At 75.9% G+C, this 15,681-nt stretch carries 16 protein-coding genes; 10 read left to right on the plus strand and 6 right to left on the minus strand.

Annotated elements, in window-relative coordinates; genetic code table 11:
• Nucleotides 1–267: 267 nt before the first annotated feature.
• A complete protein-coding gene (locus ABTY15_RS11075; protein WP_350579928.1) occupies nt 268–1,140 on the minus strand; it encodes a siderophore-interacting protein in 873 nt (290 codons plus the stop codon).
• Between the two features lie 82 nt (nt 1,141–1,222).
• On the opposite strand from ABTY15_RS11075, the gene ABTY15_RS11080 reads away from it, so the two are divergent.
• On the plus strand, nt 1,223–2,035 hold the full coding sequence (locus ABTY15_RS11080; protein WP_350579931.1) for a TetR/AcrR family transcriptional regulator: 813 nt from the start codon (nt 1,223–1,225) through the stop codon (nt 2,033–2,035).
• A 71-nt stretch (nt 2,036–2,106) separates the two neighbouring features.
• On the opposite strand, the gene ABTY15_RS11085 is transcribed toward ABTY15_RS11080, so the two are convergent.
• A complete protein-coding gene (locus tag ABTY15_RS11085) occupies nt 2,107–2,307 on the minus strand; it encodes a hypothetical protein (protein WP_350579934.1) in 201 nt (66 codons plus the stop codon).
• Between the two features lie 183 nt (nt 2,308–2,490).
• Between ABTY15_RS11085 and ABTY15_RS11090 the strand changes: the two genes are divergently transcribed.
• Genes ABTY15_RS11090 through ABTY15_RS11105 form a run of 4 tightly spaced genes read left to right on the plus strand, consistent with a single transcriptional unit; the run spans nt 2,491 to nt 5,587 of the window.
• Nucleotides 2,491–3,879 (plus strand): D-alanyl-D-alanine carboxypeptidase family protein, encoded by a 1,389-nt coding sequence (locus tag ABTY15_RS11090; RefSeq protein WP_350579942.1) that lies wholly within the window; start codon nt 2,491–2,493, stop codon nt 3,877–3,879.
• A gap of 32 nt (nt 3,880–3,911) precedes the next feature.
• Nucleotides 3,912–4,697, plus strand: coding sequence for a bestrophin-like domain (locus tag ABTY15_RS11095; RefSeq protein WP_350579945.1), 786 nt, complete (start codon nt 3,912–3,914; stop codon nt 4,695–4,697).
• Between the two features lie 35 nt (nt 4,698–4,732).
• Nucleotides 4,733–5,155 carry a PPOX class F420-dependent oxidoreductase gene (locus tag ABTY15_RS11100; RefSeq protein ID WP_350579947.1) on the plus strand — a complete coding sequence of 141 codons (423 nt, stop codon included), beginning with the start codon at nt 4,733–4,735 and terminating at the stop codon, nt 5,153–5,155.
• A 15-nt stretch (nt 5,156–5,170) separates the two neighbouring features.
• A complete protein-coding gene (locus ABTY15_RS11105) occupies nt 5,171–5,587 on the plus strand; it encodes a PIN domain-containing protein (RefSeq protein WP_350579949.1) in 417 nt (138 codons plus the stop codon).
• On the opposite strand, the gene ABTY15_RS11110 is transcribed toward ABTY15_RS11105, so the two are convergent.
• Nucleotides 5,584–6,057 carry a hypothetical protein gene (locus tag ABTY15_RS11110; RefSeq protein WP_350579952.1) on the minus strand — a complete coding sequence of 158 codons (474 nt, stop codon included), beginning with the start codon at nt 6,055–6,057 and terminating at the stop codon, nt 5,584–5,586. The genes ABTY15_RS11105 and ABTY15_RS11110 overlap by 4 nt on opposite strands.
• A gap of 113 nt (nt 6,058–6,170) precedes the next feature.
• Nucleotides 6,171–6,800 carry a hypothetical protein gene (locus tag ABTY15_RS11115; protein ID WP_350579955.1) on the minus strand — a complete coding sequence of 210 codons (630 nt, stop codon included), beginning with the start codon at nt 6,798–6,800 and terminating at the stop codon, nt 6,171–6,173.
• 419 nt (nt 6,801–7,219) lie between these two features.
• Between ABTY15_RS11115 and ABTY15_RS11120 the strand changes: the two genes are divergently transcribed.
• From ABTY15_RS11120 to ABTY15_RS11135, 4 genes are all read left to right on the plus strand, one after another.
• Nucleotides 7,220–8,161 (plus strand): barstar family protein, encoded by a 942-nt coding sequence (locus tag ABTY15_RS11120; RefSeq protein WP_350579956.1) that lies wholly within the window; start codon nt 7,220–7,222, stop codon nt 8,159–8,161.
• A gap of 202 nt (nt 8,162–8,363) precedes the next feature.
• Nucleotides 8,364–8,555, plus strand: a complete 192-nt coding sequence (locus ABTY15_RS11125; protein ID WP_350579959.1) for a hypothetical protein — start codon at nt 8,364–8,366, stop codon at nt 8,553–8,555.
• Between the two features lie 11 nt (nt 8,556–8,566).
• Nucleotides 8,567–10,804, plus strand: a complete 2,238-nt coding sequence (locus tag ABTY15_RS11130) for a heavy metal translocating P-type ATPase (protein WP_350579961.1) — start codon at nt 8,567–8,569, stop codon at nt 10,802–10,804.
• Nucleotides 10,801–11,313 carry a copper chaperone PCu(A)C gene (locus ABTY15_RS11135; protein ID WP_350579964.1) on the plus strand — a complete coding sequence of 171 codons (513 nt, stop codon included), beginning with the start codon at nt 10,801–10,803 and terminating at the stop codon, nt 11,311–11,313. Before ABTY15_RS11130 ends, ABTY15_RS11135 begins: the two co-directional genes overlap by 4 nt.
• Here ABTY15_RS11135 and ABTY15_RS11140 read toward each other — a convergent pair.
• The gene (locus ABTY15_RS11140) at nt 11,270–12,352 is read right to left on the minus strand and encodes an Acg family FMN-binding oxidoreductase (RefSeq protein WP_350579968.1); all 1,083 of its coding nucleotides are present in this window, start codon (nt 12,350–12,352) and stop codon (nt 11,270–11,272) included. The genes ABTY15_RS11135 and ABTY15_RS11140 overlap by 44 nt on opposite strands.
• A gap of 191 nt (nt 12,353–12,543) precedes the next feature.
• Nucleotides 12,544–13,425: a universal stress protein gene (locus ABTY15_RS11145; protein ID WP_350579971.1), complete on the minus strand. Its 882-nt coding sequence runs from the start codon at nt 13,423–13,425 to the stop codon at nt 12,544–12,546.
• Nucleotides 13,426–13,835: 410 nt separating this feature from the next.
• Between ABTY15_RS11145 and ABTY15_RS11150 the strand changes: the two genes are divergently transcribed.
• Nucleotides 13,836–15,533, plus strand: a complete 1,698-nt coding sequence (locus tag ABTY15_RS11150) for a sensor histidine kinase (protein ID WP_350580134.1) — start codon at nt 13,836–13,838, stop codon at nt 15,531–15,533.
• The last annotated feature ends 148 nt before the right edge of the window (nt 15,534–15,681 follow it).

Raw genomic sequence — 15,681 nt, forward strand, 5'->3', positions numbered from 1 at the left:
TCGGAACCGACCGTTCCGGCAAGCCCCGTGCCACGAAAATGCCGGTGGCGAACTCTGGACACTGGCGAAACACCGCCACTTCGGCCGCACCACGGCTGCCACCCGTCTTCCCCGCCGGCGCGCCCGCCGAAACCGGGCGGGACGCGCCTGCCGGGAGCGGACGGGGAGCGGACGGGACCGGGCGCGGGGCCTACGGGATCGGGCGCGGGATGGCCGGGGCGGGTGGCCGACGGGGAGCCCCGTTGGCCGCCCCGGCCGGTGGCGGCGTCAGGACCCGGCCAGCCGCTCCTGAACGTCCGCCAGATCCTCGGCGGTGGGCGCGTCGTCCTGGGTCAGCCGGTGACGCCAGTACCCGCTGAAGTCGATCGAGGACTTCGCCACCCCGCGCTCCGCCACCAGGTGCCGGCGCAGCGCCCGGACCGCGCCCGCCTCCCCGGCCAGCCAGGCGAACGGCGTGCCGGGCGGCAGATCGGCCGCCCGGACGGCCTCGGCCAGCACGGCGCCGGGGGCCGCGTCACCCCGGGCGAGCCAGTGCACGGTGAGCCCGGCCCGGGCGTCCAGCGGCTGCCGTTCGGCCTCGTCCGCGACCTCGACGAACGCGACCGCCCGGGCGTCGGCGGGCAGCGCCTCGACCAGGGTGCCGATCGCGGGCAGCGCGCTCTCATCCCCGGCCAGCAGCACCCAGTCGGCCGCCGCGAACACCTCGGCGAACGGCACCGGCCGGGCGTACAGCTCGGAGGGGCCGACCATGCCGAGGCGGTCCCCGGGCTTCGCGCGGCGCACCCAGGCGACGGCCGGGCCGGCGTCGCCGCTGTCGCGACCGTCGCCGCCGTGCAGCACGAAGTCGATCTCCAGCAGCCGGGTGCCCGGGCGCCGACGCCGGACGGTGAAACTGCGCAGCACCGGGCGGTCGGTCTCGGGGATCGCGAGGTACGCCTGGTACCAGCCCATCGGGTCGGCGCTCGGCGCGGGCAGCTGCGGCACGGCCTGCCCGGGCGGCGGGAAGCAGAGCTTGACCTGCTGGTCGGGCGCACCGCCCACGGTGTCCGCCAGGTCCTCGGCCGCGAAGGTGATCCGGGCGGTGCGCGGGGTGATCCGGCAGACCTCGGCGACCTCGACGAAGGTGACGGGCAGTGTCATCGCGAAACCCCTTCGATTGATAACCTTACGGCATAAAGAGTTGCTGCGGCCGAGGATACTTTACGCCATAAGGAGTTGTGCCATGGTCGTCTACGCCGGACAGGGCGACGCCCACCGGTCCCTGTCGCTGCTCTGGGGCGGGCCCGACCAGCCGCGTCCCGGGCGCCCCGGACGCACCGGACGCACCGGCCCCAAACCGGGCCTCAGCGTGGACGCGATCGTCTCCGCAGGAATCGCCGTCGCCGACGCCGAGGGCATGGCCGCGCTCTCCATGCGCGCGGTCGGCGACCGGCTCGGCCGCACCGCCATGGCGCTCTACACCTATGTGCCCGGCAAGGCCGAGCTGCTCGACCTGATGCACGACCGGGCCCTCGCCGAACTCCCCGCCGGCCCGGACGAGCCCCCCGTCGGTCCGGATGGGCTCCCCGTCGGTCCGGACTGGCGCGCCGCCGTCACCGGCTGGGCCGAGGCCCTGTACGCCTGCTACCTGCGCCACCCCTGGGTGCTCCAGATCTCCCAGGCCCGCCCCGTCCTCGGCCCCGCCGAACTCGCCGCCATGGAGACCCTGCTGCGCGCCCTCCAGCCCGCTGCCCTGCCGCCGCAGCGGCTGCGCGGGGCCGTCGGCGCGCTCTGGCAGTTCGTCCGCGGCACCGCCGCCGTGACCGCCGAGACCCGGGGCGCGGCCGCCGCCACCGGCGTCACCGACGAGGACTGGTGGCTCGCCCGGTCCGCCCGGCTCGCCGAACTCGCACCGCACTTCACCGCCCGGTTCCCGCTGCTGACCGCCCTGCAGAGCGAGGGCGGCGCCGACCCGCGCGAGCGCGACCAGGAGGCCTTCCGCACCGGCCTCGCCGTCCTGCTCGACGGCATCGCGGCCTCGGCGGCCGGGGGCTGAGCCCTGGTAGCTGAGCGCTGGTAGCCGAGCCCGGTAGCCGAGCCCGGCGGTCGAGCGTGGTAGCCGAGCCCTCAGGCCCCGCGCCGGGCCGCCGGGATCGCCAGCACCACGCCCAGCACCAGCAGCGCCGCGTACCCGACCGTCTCGTGCCCGGCCGGCACCAGGAAGCGGACGAAGCCGAACAGCCGGAAGCCACCCAGCCGGTCCGCGAGCAGGCCGGACCCGCCGCCGAGGATCAGGACGAAACCGAGGTAGCCGAGCAGGGTCTTCATACCGGGAGCCTAGGAAGCCGCCCGCGCCCGGTAATCCGACTTTCGGCGCGACCTGGGGTCACCAAAGTCGTCGCGCCGCTCGGCCCTCCGCCCACCGGGCCGCCCACCGGGTATGCGGTCCGAACGGAGCAGCACGGCGCGGCGGCCCGGCGACGGCGCCAGTACGTTCGCGGTGTGCAGCAGATGTCACAGCATGTCAGCCGGGTGGCGGCAGCCGCCGCGGTGTCCGCCCTGGTCGTCGCCGCCGGCGCCCCGGCGGCCCTCGGACAGGACACCACCGGTGCGGTCGGCGGGGAACGACTCGGCCGCCCGGAGATCCAGGTCGCGCCGCAGGCCGGGGCGCCCGCACTGCCCACCGCGCTGACCGGGCGGTCCTGGGTGGTCGCCGACGCCGGCACCGGCGAGGTGTTGGCCGCCCGCAACGCCCACCTGCCGCTGCCGCCCGCCAGCACCCTGAAGATGCTGTTCGCGGACACCGTGCTGCCCAAGTTCGACCGCGCCCTGGAGCACCAGGTCACCTCCGCCGAGCTGGCCAACCTCGGCGCCGGCAGCAGTCTGGTCGGCGTCAAGGAGAACCTGCCGTACCGGGTCGAGGACCTCTGGCGGGGCGTCTTCCTCAGCTCCGGCAACGACGCCGTGCACGTCCTCGCCCACATGAACGGCGGCCTCCAGCAGACCGTCGCCGAGATGCAGGCCCGCGCGCAGAAGCTCCAGGCCCGCGACACCAAGGTGATCTCCCCCGACGGCTACGACATGGACGGCCAGGTCTCCTCCGCCTACGACCTCACCCTGTTCGCCCGGGCCGGCCTGCGCAACGCCGACTTCCGCTCCTACTGCTCCACCCGCACCGCGCGCTTCCCCGGCGGGCTGGACAAGGTCACCGGGCAGCGCACCACCTTCGACATCGCCAACACCGACCGACTGCTCGGCAAGTACCCGGGCCTGATCGGCGTCAAGAACGGCTACACCACCAACGCCGGCGCGACCTTCACCGGCGCCGCCGAGCGCAACGGCCGCACCCTGCTGGTGACGGTCATGCACCCCGAGGCCCAGGGCCGGGTCTACGACGAGGCCGCCAGCCTGCTCGACTGGGGCTTCGCCGCCCTCGGCAAGGTGCAGCCGGTCGGTCAACTGGTCGAGGACACCGCCGCCACCGCGAGCCCCGAGCCGGACGCCGCCACCTCGTTCGCCCCGCCCTGGGTGCGGCCGCACGCCCTCCGGGGCGGGGGCGGCGGCCTCGGCCCGGTCGGCTGGACGGCCGTCGGGCTCGGCAGCGCCCTCGCGGCCTGGGCCGCCGGGCGGGCCGTCGTCCGGCGCCGGGGCAGCACCGCCGCCGCGGCTCCGGCCGCCGCGGTGACCGTGGCCGTGGCCACCGCGCTGCCGGACGCCCTGCCGACCGCGGCTCAGACCCCGCTGCCGACCGCGGTACCGACCCCGCTGCCGACCGCACTGGCCCGCGCCGGTGCCTCCGCCGTCGGCGGCTCGACCGGGGTCGGCAGCCGGGGGCGGCGCGGGCTCGCCCGCCGCGCCCGGGTGCTGGTCGCCACCACCCGCACCAGACTGCACCGCTGACCGTCAGGCCGCGCCGACCAGCAAGGACCTCCGTGGAACTCTGGCTGCTGAACCACCTGTCCACCGCCCTGCTGGCCGTCCTGGTGGTCGGCGGCTTCGTGCTCCTGGCCGTCGCCGGCAGCCTGATCGCCACCCGCTGGCACCCGGCGCTCAACGACGGCGAGAACAACGACATGGTCGGTGTGGTGCTCGGCATGTTCGGTGCGATCTACGGCATCATCCTCGCCTTCGTCATCGTCAACCTGTGGACCGAACTCCAGGACACCCAGAAGGTGGTCGCCACCGAGGCCACCGCCCTCTCCCAGATCGTCCGCGACGCCCAGGCCTTCCCGCCCGACACCCGGGCCGCCGTCAATGCCACCGTCCGCGACTACGTGCACACCGTCGTCGAGAAGCAGTGGCCGCTGATGAAGGCCGGGCACGGCGACTACACGGCGACGGGCGAGAAGGTCGACGGGATGTACCGGGTGCTGTCCGGGTTCGAACCGCAGACCCAGTCCGAGCAGGCCTTCTACGCCAAGGCGCTGGACAGCCTGAACGACGTGGTCGCCCAGCGCCGGAACCGGATCGCCGAGAGCCGCGACCAGTTGCCCGTGCTCCTCCAGGTCCTGATCGTCGGCGGCGCCGTGGTGATCATCCTCCTCACCCTGCTGTACGGCATCCGCAGCCGGAGGGTCCGGCTGCTGTTCGTCGGCTCGGTGGCCGCGCTGATCGGGTTCAGCCTGCTGCTCGTCGTTGTGCTGGACCGGCCGTTCGCGGGAGACCTCAACGTCTCCCCGAAGCCGTTCAAGGAGAGCTCGCTGGCACAGTTCTGGTGACCGCCGCACCCCCTGGGACCTCTAGACTTCCCGTCATGACCACCCCCGATCCCGCCTCCGGCCCCGCCTCGCCGGAACGGCTCGCGCGCATCGTCAGCCTCTCCGCCGGGAGCTACCTGCTCGTCACCACCTACAAGAAGGACGGCACCGCCGTGCCGACCCCGGTCTGGGTGGTGCGCGACGGCGAGGCGCTCGGCATCTGGACCGTCGCCGACTCGTGGAAGGTCAAGCGGATCCGCAACCGCGCCGACGTCCTGGTCGGCCCCTGCGACGTCAAGGGCCGCCCCACCGGCGAGCAGTACCCCGCCACCGCCGAGCTCCTCGGCCCCGAACGCACCGCCGCCTACCGCACCCTGCTGCGCCAGAAGTACGGCCTGCTCGGCGTCCTCACCCTGCTCGGCAGCCGGCTGCGCCGCGGCGAGCGCGGCACCGTCGGCATCCGGATCACCCTCACCTGACCGGGCGGGGCGGCCGTGGGAACCGAGGAGACCGGCAGCGACCTGCCGCTGCTGGTGGTCGACGGCGCCAACGTGGTCGGGTCGGTACCCGACGGCTGGTGGCGCGACCGGCACGGCGCCGCCGAACGGCTGCGCGACGCACTGGTCACCGTCGCCGGGCAGGGCCTGCCGGACCTGCCCGGGCCGCTGGACGTGGTGCTGGTGGTCGAGGGCGCGGCCCGGGGCGTGCCCGGACGGCCCGAGGTCCGGGTCGTCGCCGCCGTCGGCAGCGGCGACGACCGGATCGTCGAACTCGTCCGGGCGGCCAGGGCCGAACACCCGCACCGGCACTGCCTGGTCGTCACCGCCGACCGCGAACTGCGGGCCCGCGTCGGCGCCCTGGGCGCAGCCGTCACCGGCCCGCGCAGCGTCCGGCCGCCGGACAGGCCTTAGGGCTGTTCGTCCGGCTGCACGGCGTACATACCCCAGTGGATCGCCGGATCCGAGGTGTGCACGGTGAACTCGAGGTCCCGGCCCTCACGGGCGGGTATCTCCACCGAACCCATGCCCGTCCCCTCCACCGGACACTGCACCGTGAAGTCGGCCGGCGCGAGGCCGCCGACGTGCACCTGCACCGAACCGCCGCCCCGGCAGCCCACCGTCACCGTGAACGGCAGCGTGGGAGTGACGGAGGCCGTCACAGCACCGCCGTCACCGATCCAGTCCGGGATCCAGAGCAAGGTCTCCGGCGTCCCCGGATCCGGCAGGATCTCCCCCGCCCCCGGGCCGCCCATCACCTGAGCCGGAGCCTGGGCCGGGGCCTGCCCCTGGACCGGCTCGGCGGCCGCCGCCCCGGTGACCGCCGACACCACGCCCAGCGCACCCGCCACCCCGGCCAGCGCTCGTACCGTCTTACGCCGCACTGCGACTCCCCCTGCCATGAACGTCATGGACGTGTGCCGATCTTCGGCACACGAAGGACGCTAGCCCATGGCTCTGACAATCCGCCGGGGCTACCGGGGACTCGGTGGCGGACTCAGTAGCGGACGGCCTTCACCACCACCGGGAGCAGGCGCTCCGCCTGCGCGTTGCGGCTGAACGCGAGCGGGGTGGCCTGCCCGTTGACCGGGACGTTCTCGGCACCCACGAAGGCGCTGTCCACGGTCTTGCCGCTGGTGTCGGTGAAGTCCACCTGCACCGCGTAGTTCGCCGGCTCGGTGCCGTCGTTCTGGATGGTCACCCAGACCGCGGGCAGCCCGCCGGTGGCGGTCAGCGGCACCTGGGTGAGGGTGACCGAGCCGAGCGCGTTGCCGCCACCGGGCAGGTCGGCCAGCACCGAGGCGGCCTTCTGCTGGGTCTGCACCTGCTGCGCGGCGGCCGAGGCCGCGAACGAGGCCGCCGCGGCGGCGGCCGACTCGGCCGCCGAGGCGACCGCGGTCGGGCTCTCCGACGCCTCCGGGGAGGCACCACCGGAGACGGAGGCCGACGGCGACTCGCCCGCCGCATGGCCCGACGGGCCGACCGACGGGTTCGTCGACGAGCTGCTGCAAGCCACCAGCACCCCGGCGGCCGTGACCGCCGCTGCCAGGGCGGCCGCCCGGGACGCCGTCCAACGCCGCGAACCGCGGCTGTCCGAGGGGCTGGGAAGGCTGTGGAGTTCGCGCACCGGGGTTCTCTCTTCTCGCTCGGCGTCCGGCGGCCGGAGGCCCGTACCCACCCCATGCTTCGGCCCCCACCGCCCAACGGCGAAACCTGCACACCCGTTCGGGTACATCCCCACGACCCGCCCGCCCCGGCCGGGCGGGCCCGTATCGTGGGCGCGAAGGCTGCTCACATGTTCGGGGGTCGGGTGCGCACTGCGGATCACGCCAGGTGGGACCGGGGCTTTCCGGTGAACTACCTCCTGGTTCAGGAGGACGAGGACGGCGTGGAGCGGCTCTGGGGGAGATGCGCGGGCGTCGAAGGGCTGTTCGTCGACCCGGTCCCGCCGGCACGGAGGTCCTCACTCTCCGCGGATGCCGCCCCGACGGTCTCCTGAGCAGCATCCTGGCCGAGCCCGACGTCTCGCTGCGGGGTGTCGGCGACGTGTGCGTCGAGGTCTGGGACGACGAGAAGCCGGTGCAGTGGTGGACACTCGTCGATGCGGTCGTGGTGGCCCACCAGCCCCACCCGGCCGACCCGGCGCGGTACGACATCGTGCTCGGCGCCGGCGTCAGGAACGAGGAGAGCTTCTTCGAACTGCCTGCGGCACCGCGCTTCGAGCTCTTCGCGGGGACGACGGTCGCTGCGGCGAGTGCAGGCCGGTGTTCCGCCGTGGACGGCCTGTTCGGGACGCGAGCGGACCCGGCCCCCGTTCCGCTGGAGCTGATCGGCTGCGAGCCCGCGGAACCCCTGCTCGCGGCACTGCGACGACCCCGCCGGTCGGAGCGGGACTGGGCCCACCTCCTGGTTCTGGATCGCCGTGGTGCCGTGATGGCCTCCCGCACCGTGGGCCTGTCCATCACCGGAGCGCGCCCGTCCGTTCTCGGCGGCGCGCTCGTCGACATCACCCTCACCGATGGTGGAGACGATCGGCCATCGCCGGCGGCCCGCCCGGTCTGGGCGCAGTGGTACCAGGGCCCGCCGGCCGAGCCCAACCTGTGGGCGCCGTACGACTCGCAGGGCAGGGCCGAATGGCTGGACCTCACCACTCGTGCCTGGCGGGCGCCCGCGCCGCAGCCGGACCGGTCAGGCGGTGAGCACCATCTCGACGGCCGGTTCATCACGGACGTTCCCGGTCTGCACTGCGCGATCGGCGAGGCCCTGCTCGGGCCCGGCCGCTACTACGGCCGGGAGTGGAACGCCTTCAAGGACTGCCTGGGCGGTGGCTTCGGCGTGGCTCCGCCTTTCGCCCTGACCTGGCACGACTCCGAGATCGCACGCCGCGCACTGGCGGACGTCGTGGAGGATCCGCAGGGCCGGCTCTCCTACTTCGAGGAGATCGTGCAACTCCTCGAACGACGCGGCGTCACGGTCCTGCTCCGGTGAGCCATCGACACCCGGGCGCAGACGACTCCGGGACGGGCTGAGCAAGCTTCAAGCCGCCGCCACGGCGAACTGACGACAGTTGGATGGGCGAGCTCACCGGTACCAAGCCCCGGCAACGCGGGCGGCCCGGGGTGGCCGGAGCGGCACGGACGGATTTGGGGCGTGTGGGAACCGATCGGGTGGGCGGGCCGACTGGTGGGGCGTGAGTGCGAAGTCGCCGGGTGTCCGGCCGTTGAGTGTGCTGGCGGGGTTCGCCCTGCTGCTGGTGGTGGTGTTCGTGGTGGCGTACGCGGTGGGGCGGCAGGTGGGGCCGGTGGCGCCGGGGCTGAACCCGGGGACCGGGGGCTCGGTGTCGCCGGGGATGGGCGGGCACGACATGGGCGGCATGCGGTGAGCCCGACGCTGGTGAGCACGGATCTGGCGGTCGGCGGGATGACGTGTGCGGCCTGTGTGGGCCGGGTCGAGAAGCGGCTGGCGCGGATCGACGGGGTGAGCGCCGGGGTGAATCTGGCGACCGGCCGGGCCCGGGTGCTGCATCCGGCCGGGGTGTCGGTCGGCGAGCTGGTGGCGGCGGTCGAACGGGCGGGATACTCCGCCGAGTTGGCTCCGTCCGGCGCGGCCGTCGGCGCGGTGGTGGCGGAGGAGCCGGCGGACCGGTGGCGGCTGCTGGTGACGGCGCTGCTGGCCGTCCCGGTGCTGGTGCTGTCGATGGTGCCGTCGTTGCAGTTCCCCGCCTGGCAGTGGGTCTGCTTCGCGCTGGCCGTCCCGGTGGTGACCTGGGGTTCGGCCGGCTTCCACCGCCGGGCCTGGCAGGGGCTGCGGCACGCGGCGGCGACGATGGACACCCTGGTGAGCCTGGGTGTGGTGGCGTCCTTCGGCTGGTCGGCGTACGCGCTGCTGTTCGGCGGGGCCGGGGACCCGGGCATGCGGATGCCGTTCTCGCTGACGGCGGACGGCGGCGGCGCGGCGCACGTGTACCTGGAGGCGGCGGTCGGGGTGCCGCTGTTCGTGCTGGCCGGGCGGCTGCTGGAGGGCCGGGTGCGGCGCAGCGGCGGTTCGGCGCTGCGGGCGCTGGCTGAGCTCGGCGCCAAGGAGGTCTGCGTCCGGGACGCGAGCACCGGCGAGGAGCGCCTGGTGCCGGTCGAACTCCTGCTTCCCGGCCAGGAGTTCGTGGTCCGGCCGGGTGAGCGGGTGGCCACCGACGGGGTGGTGACGGAGGGCGGTTCGGCGCTGGACCTGAGCCTGCTGACCGGGGAGAGCGTGCCGGTGGAGGTCGGCCCCGGGGACCGGGTGGCGGGGGCGACGGTGAACGTGGGCGGCGCCCTGGTGGTGCGGGCGACGGCGGTCGGCGCGGACACCCAACTGGCCCGGATCACCGCGCTGGTGGCGGACGCCCAGGCGGGCAAGGCGCGGGCGCAGCGGCTGGCGGACGCGGTGGCCGGGGTGTTCGTGCCGTCGGTGCTGGCGGTGGCGGTCTGCGTGCTGGGGTTCTGGCTGGGCGCGGGCGCGGCCCCGCAGGCGGCGGTGACGGCGGCGGTCGCGGTGCTGGTGGTGGCCTGTCCGTGTGCGCTGGGTCTGGCGACGCCGACGGCGCTGCTGGCGGCGACCGGGCGGGGCGCGGAGCTGGGCGTGCTGGTGCGCGGCCCGGAGGTGTTGGAGAGCCTGCGCCGGGTGGACACCGTGGTGCTGGACAAGACCGGCACGCTGACCACCGGCCGGATGGAGCTCTGCGACGTCACGGTGGACCAGGACGGCGACGCCGACGCCGACGAGGTGCTGCGGCTCGCGGCCGCGGTGGAGCACCGGTCGGAGCACCCGATCGGGCGGGCCGTGGTGGCGGCGGCGCGCGACCGGGGCGGGGTGCTGCCGCCGGTGGACGGCTTCGCGGCCGCCGCCGGGCTCGGGGTGTCCGGGACGGTCGAGGGCCGGGCCGTCCGGGTGGTCCGGCCGGACGGCGTCGCCGCACCGCTGCCGACCGTGCTGGCGCGGGCCGTCGACGCGGCGGGCGCGGCGGGCCGCACGGCGGTGCTGGTGGAGCTGGACGGGCGGCCGACGGCGGTGCTCGCGGTGGGCGACACGCTGCGCTCGGGCAGCTGGCGCGCGCTGCACCGGCTGCGCGGGCTGGGCCTGGAGACCGTGCTGCTGACCGGGGACGGCCCGGGCGCGGCGCACGCGGTGGCCCGGGAGCTGGGCATCGAACGGGTGCACGCCGCTGCCTCGCCGGAGCGCAAGGCGGAGGTGGTGGCCGAGCTGCGGGCGGCCGGGCGGACCACGGCGGTGGTCGGCGACGGCGTCAACGACGCGGTGGCGCTGGCCTCGGCGGATCTCGGGGTGGCGCTGGCCTCGGGCAGCGACGCCGCGATCGGCGCGGCCGGGCTGACCCTGGTGCGCGGCGACATCGAGGCGGTGGTGGACGCCGTCCGGCTGGCGCGGCGCACGCTGGCGACGATCCGGGTCAACCTGCTGTGGGCGTTCGGCTACAACCTGGTGCTGATCCCGCTGGCGGCGGTCGGACTGCTGAACCCGATGCTGGCGGCGGTGGCGATGTCGCTGAGCTCGCTGCTGGTGGTGGGGAACAGTCTGCGGCTGCGTACCTGGCAGCCGGGGCGCGGCACCGCCGGGCGCCAGGGGGGACGGCGATGAAGAGGGCGACGGGCCGGGCGACCGGCAGGACGGAGCGGTGGATGGCGGTCGGGCCGCCGGTGGGCGCGGCAGCGCTGGCGCTGGCGCTGTTGACCGGGTGGACGGCGGTCGGCGGGGCCGGGCGGTCCCGGCCGGTGGAGGCAGGGGCGGGCTCGGTGCTGCTGCCGTCGGCGGGGGCGGCCTCGGCCACCGCGGCGTTCTTCACGGTCCGCAACCCGGGTGACGTGCCGGACGAACTCACCGGCGCCAGCTGGGAGTTCGGCGGCCGGATCACCCTGAAGCGGCATCTGCACCAGGGCGCGGCGGGCCGCTGGGAACCGGTCGCCGCGCTGCCGGTGCCGGGTCGCGGGGCGCTCACGATGTCCCCGGAGGACGCCGATCTGGTGATCGCCGACCCGCCGCCGCTGCGGGCCGGTCAGTGGGTGGAGTTCACGCTCAGCTTCCGGCACAGCCCGCAGCTGCGGCTCAGGGCCGAGGTGCTGCCACCGGGCTCGCGCCGCCCCGGCTGAGGCCCGGTAACGCGTCCGGCGGCAGCCCGGCGTCCCGACCGAGGCCCCACGGCGCGTCCAGGGTCGACTCGACGGGCCGGCGCGAGGTCGCTGCCCCGGGCGGGCCGTAGCCGACCCGGATCACCAGTTGGACGTGGCCCGGCCCCTCGGCCGGGTCGCGCAGCGCCCACCGGGTGTCCGACCACTCGACGGCCTGGTGCCAGACCGTCAGCCGGATCCCGTGCACGGTGGCGAGCAGCCAGACGTGCTCCAGCGCCTGCCCGGTGCGCAGCCAGTCCGCCGGCTCGTCGCCGGCCGTGGTGAAGGTGCACAGCTGGGGCAGTGGCTCGAAGCGCCGGGACGGCTGCGCGGGCGGCGCCTGTCCCGGGTACGGCGGGCGACCGGCGAACTCCCGCACCGGGACGCGGGCCTCGTGGTCCTGCGGGCCGAGCGCGGCGTACGGGATGCCGTCCTCGGCCGGGCCGGCGCGCAGCCAGGCCCGGCTCTCGGCCTGCCGGGCCGGGTCCTCGGCGTTGCGGCCCTCGGCCTCGGCGGTGAGGGCGAGGACGCGCCGGACGGCGGCCTCCTCCAGGGCGGCGAGGGTGACACCCTCCTCCCGGGCGGCGGCGATCAGCTCGCCGAGCACCGTCTCCGGGACGTCCCGCTGGACGAAGGGCTGTCGGCTGGAGTGCCGGGCGGCGACGGCCGGGTACAGGTCGCAGCCGAACGGCGGGCGGGGTCCGGCCGAGCGGGACAGGTCGAGGACGGCGAGCAGCGTCGGGGCGCCGACGTCCGGGAGCAGCCGGACGACCGCCTCGCGGCCGAGCCGCCAGGCGGCCACCCGCAGGTTGAACACCGCGGCGCCGACGGCGATGTACAGGGCGGCGCCGCTCGGGTCGGCGAGCGGCACGGTGCGCTCGAAGTCGGCGTGCACGGCGAGCCCGAAGCCGTCGAGGGTGGGGGTGAACCGCCAGGGCTGGCTGTTGTGCAGCGACGGCGCCGCGCCACCCGCCGTGACGAGCATGCGCAGGTCCGCCGGGGTGAGGGGGGTACCGGTCATGGTGATCCACTCCTTCGACCACTGGGGCCCCGCTGGTTCCGAGGGTGCGCCGGGATCAACGCGGGCGGCAGAGGCGAAAGCCCCCCGCGCCCAGGGCCGACGGTCATCTCCCCGGGGCGGGCGCCCGGCGAACCCCGCGGGAATGGAGGTGACGCGTGCCGGGCGTACGGTCACGCATGCGGGAGGGGCGGTCACGCATGCGGGACGACCGCGACCGGGGCCGGGGCGTGGTGCAGGACGGCGTGGGCGACCCGGCCGAGCCGGGGGCCGATCTCGACCGGGCGGCGGCGCCGGCCGACGACGACCAACTGCGCGCCCGCCGCGGCCTCGACCACCGCGCGGGCGGGGCCGGGCCGGACCTCCTCGACCACCTCGACCTCCGGGTGCCGTTCGCGCCGCTCGGCCACGGCCAGCGAGAGCAACTTGGCCTCCAGCGCCTCCAGCTGGGCGATCTCGGCGCCGGGCGGGATCCAGCCCGCGTACCCGAAGGCCGGCGGGAGGTCCCAGCCGGACACGGCCCGCAGCCGGGCGCGGCGCAGGCCGGCCTCCTGGAAGGCGAAGGCGAGCACCGCGTCGTCCGGCGCGTGCGCGTCGACGCCGACCACCACCTCGGGCACCCCGGCGGCCTCCGCCGCGTCCTCCTCGGTGGGCTCCGCACGCACCACCACCACGGGCACCTCGCTGCGGGCGGCCGCGGCCATGCCGACCGAGCCCAGCAGCAGCCCGCTGAAGCCGCCGAGGCCGCGCGAGCCGACCACCAGCAGCTCGGCGTCCACGGCGGCCGCGATCAGCCCGTCAACCGGCGCGTCGAGGACGACGTCGGTGTGCACGGCCAGGCCGGGGTGCTGGGCCCGGACGGCGTCGGCGGCCTCGGCGAGGGTCCGCAGGGCGGCCTCGGGCGGGGCGTCGGCCTCGGCGAACGCGGCCCGGCCGTCGGTCAGCCACGGCCAGGCGTGCACCAGGCGCAGCTCCGCACCCCGGCGCAGCGCCTCCCCGGCGGCCCAGTGCGCGGCGGCGGTGCTCTCGGGCGAGCCGTCGACCCCGGTCAGGACGGTTGGCGTCACGAGGGTCATGAGGGTTCCTCCACGATGTCGGCGCTGATGACGGGGGCGCCTCCCGACCCGAGGCCGGGAGGTCTCTGACGGCCCGTCTGCTCCCCACCCTGACGGCCCGGCGCACCCGGGCGGCAGGGGCGCAGGGCCCCCGAGGTGGGGACGAAGGGCCCGCCCGGCCGGGCCCGGGGCCGATCCGGCGGATCCCGTCGGACCGGACCGCGGCGCCAGGGTGCGGGCACCGCGGGGCAGAGTCCCCCGGCCCGACCCCGGCCTGTCGGGGCCCGGCCCACACGCACTACCGTGATTCCGGCGTTTCCCCTGGCCGGACGGCGCGCGCCGGCGCCGGGGCGGTGGAGGCGGTCGGCGCGCGGACGAGGAGGTCACCGGTGGGCGGCGCGGACGGCAGCTCGGCGGGCGGCGGCACCCGGATGCCCCGGCTGCGCCTGGACGAGCTGCTGGAGGAGCTCCAGTGGCGGATCGACGCGGCGCGCGGCACCCGGGACCGGGTGCACGGCCTGCTGACGGCGGTGCTCGTGGTCGGCCGGGAGCTGGACCTGTCCCAGGCGCTGCACCGGATCGTGGAGGCCGCTGCCGATCTGGTGGATGCCCGGTACGCCGCGCTGGGGGTGATCGGGCCGGACGGCCACTCGCTGTCGCAGTTCCTGACGGTGGGTCTGAGCGACGCGGAGATGGCCGAGATCGGCCCGCCGCCGTCCGGCCGGGGCATCCTGGGCGAGCTGATCCGGGATCCGCGGCCGCTGCGCTGCCCGGTGCTGTCCGAGCACCCGGCCTCGGTGGGCTTCCCGCCGAACCATCCGCCGATGCACACCTTCCTGGGGGTGCCGGTGCGGGTGCACGGCGAGGTGTTCGGCAACCTCTACCTGACCGACAAGCGCGGCGGGCTGGACTTCGACGCCGATGACGAGGCGGTGATCTCGACGCTGGCGGTCGCGGCCGGGGTGGCGATCGAGAAGGCGCGGCTGTACGAGGAGGCGCAGCTGCGGCAGCGCTGGCTGCGGGCGAGCGCGGAGATCACCCGCAGCCTGCTGTCGGGCGCGCCGCGGCTGGAGGTGGTGGAGCTGATCGCCCGCCGGGCCCGGGAGATCGCGGGTGCGGAGCTGGCGGACGTCTCGGTGGCGCTGGCCGGTCCGGGCGAGCGGGCCGCGGAGCTGTCGGTGGAGGTGGCGCTGGGCGGTGCGCCGTCGGCGCGGCTCGGGGTGACGGTGCCGGTGGACGGCACGCTCTCGGGGGCCGCGTACGCCTCCGGTTCACCGGTGACCAGTGACGAGCTGGCCTGCGACGCGCGTTTCCCCGCCGGCCCGGCGGGGCGTTTCGCCGGTCTGGGCGCGGCGGTCGCGGTGCCGCTGGGCACCGGTCCGGGGTACGGGCGGGGCGTGCTGCTGCTGGCCCGCGCGGCGGGGGCGCCACCGTTCGGGCCGGACGAGACGGGGCCACTGCTGGGGTTCGCCGATCAGGCGGCGCTGGCCCTGGAGCTGGCCGAACGGCGGCGCGACGCGGAGCAGTTGACCCTGCTGGAGGACCGGGACCGGATCGCCCGGGATCTGCACGACCTGGCGATCCAGCGGCTGTTCGCCACCGGGATGACGCTGCAGAGCGCGGGGCGGCTGATCGACAGTCCGGCCGCCGCGGACCGGGTGGGGCGGGCGGTGGCGGACCTGGACGAGACCATCAAGATCATCCGTTCGACGGTCTTCGGGCTGCGCGCGCACGGCGAGCCCGACCGGGGGCTGCGGGCCCGCGTCTCGCTCGCCGTCGCCGAGGCCCGGTCGACGCTCGGGTTCGCGCCGCGCCTCAGCCTGGAGGGCCTGCTGGACACCGACGTGTCGCAGGAGCTGGCCGGGCAGGTGCTGGCCGTCCTCGGTGAGGCGCTCAGCAACGCGGCCCGGCACGCCCGGGCGACGCGGGTGGAGGTGACGCTTGCCGCGTTCGCCGGTCGGGTGGCGCTGACCGTGACGGACGACGGGGTGGGGGTGCCCGAGGGCGGGCGGCGCAGCGGGCTGCGCAACCTCGCCGAGCGGGCCGAGCGGGCGGGCGGCACGTTCACCGTCGACCCGGCCGAGGGCGGCGGCACCCGACTGGTCTGGGAGGCCCCGCTCGGCGGCTGACCCGCCCGGTCCGGGTGACGGATCGTCAGTTCCGGTGCGGGGCCCGCGCGGCGGCGGATCGCCGGGCGGGCACGGGTGGCACGCATGCGATGGACACGGCCCTCCCCACCCGAACGAGCGGACCACCCCGGAGTGGTTCACACTTCCA

The sequence above is a fragment of the Kitasatospora sp. NPDC097643 genome, assembly GCF_040302625.1.
Lineage (GTDB): Bacteria > Actinomycetota > Actinomycetes > Streptomycetales > Streptomycetaceae > Kitasatospora.

What these genes read in the sequence shown, in the direction of transcription:
- ABTY15_RS11075 (WP_350579928.1), bottom strand. Translation starts at nt 1,140, where the DNA reads ATGACACTGCCCGTCACCTTCGTCGAGGTCGCCGAGGTCTGCCGGATC.
- ABTY15_RS11080 (WP_350579931.1), top strand. Translation starts at nt 1,223, where the DNA reads ATGGTCGTCTACGCCGGACAGGGCGACGCCCACCGGTCCCTGTCGCTG.
- ABTY15_RS11085 (WP_350579934.1), bottom strand. Translation starts at nt 2,307, where the DNA reads ATGAAGACCCTGCTCGGCTACCTCGGTTTCGTCCTGATCCTCGGCGGC.
- ABTY15_RS11090 (WP_350579942.1), top strand. Translation starts at nt 2,491, where the DNA reads ATGTCACAGCATGTCAGCCGGGTGGCGGCAGCCGCCGCGGTGTCCGCC.
- ABTY15_RS11100 (WP_350579947.1), top strand. Translation starts at nt 4,733, where the DNA reads ATGACCACCCCCGATCCCGCCTCCGGCCCCGCCTCGCCGGAACGGCTC.
- ABTY15_RS11135 (WP_350579964.1), top strand. Translation starts at nt 10,801, where the DNA reads ATGAAGAGGGCGACGGGCCGGGCGACCGGCAGGACGGAGCGGTGGATG.
- ABTY15_RS11140 (WP_350579968.1), bottom strand. Translation starts at nt 12,352, where the DNA reads ATGACCGGTACCCCCCTCACCCCGGCGGACCTGCGCATGCTCGTCACG.
- ABTY15_RS11145 (WP_350579971.1), bottom strand. Translation starts at nt 13,425, where the DNA reads ATGACCCTCGTGACGCCAACCGTCCTGACCGGGGTCGACGGCTCGCCC.
- ABTY15_RS11150 (WP_350580134.1), top strand. Translation starts at nt 13,836, where the DNA reads ATGCCCCGGCTGCGCCTGGACGAGCTGCTGGAGGAGCTCCAGTGGCGG.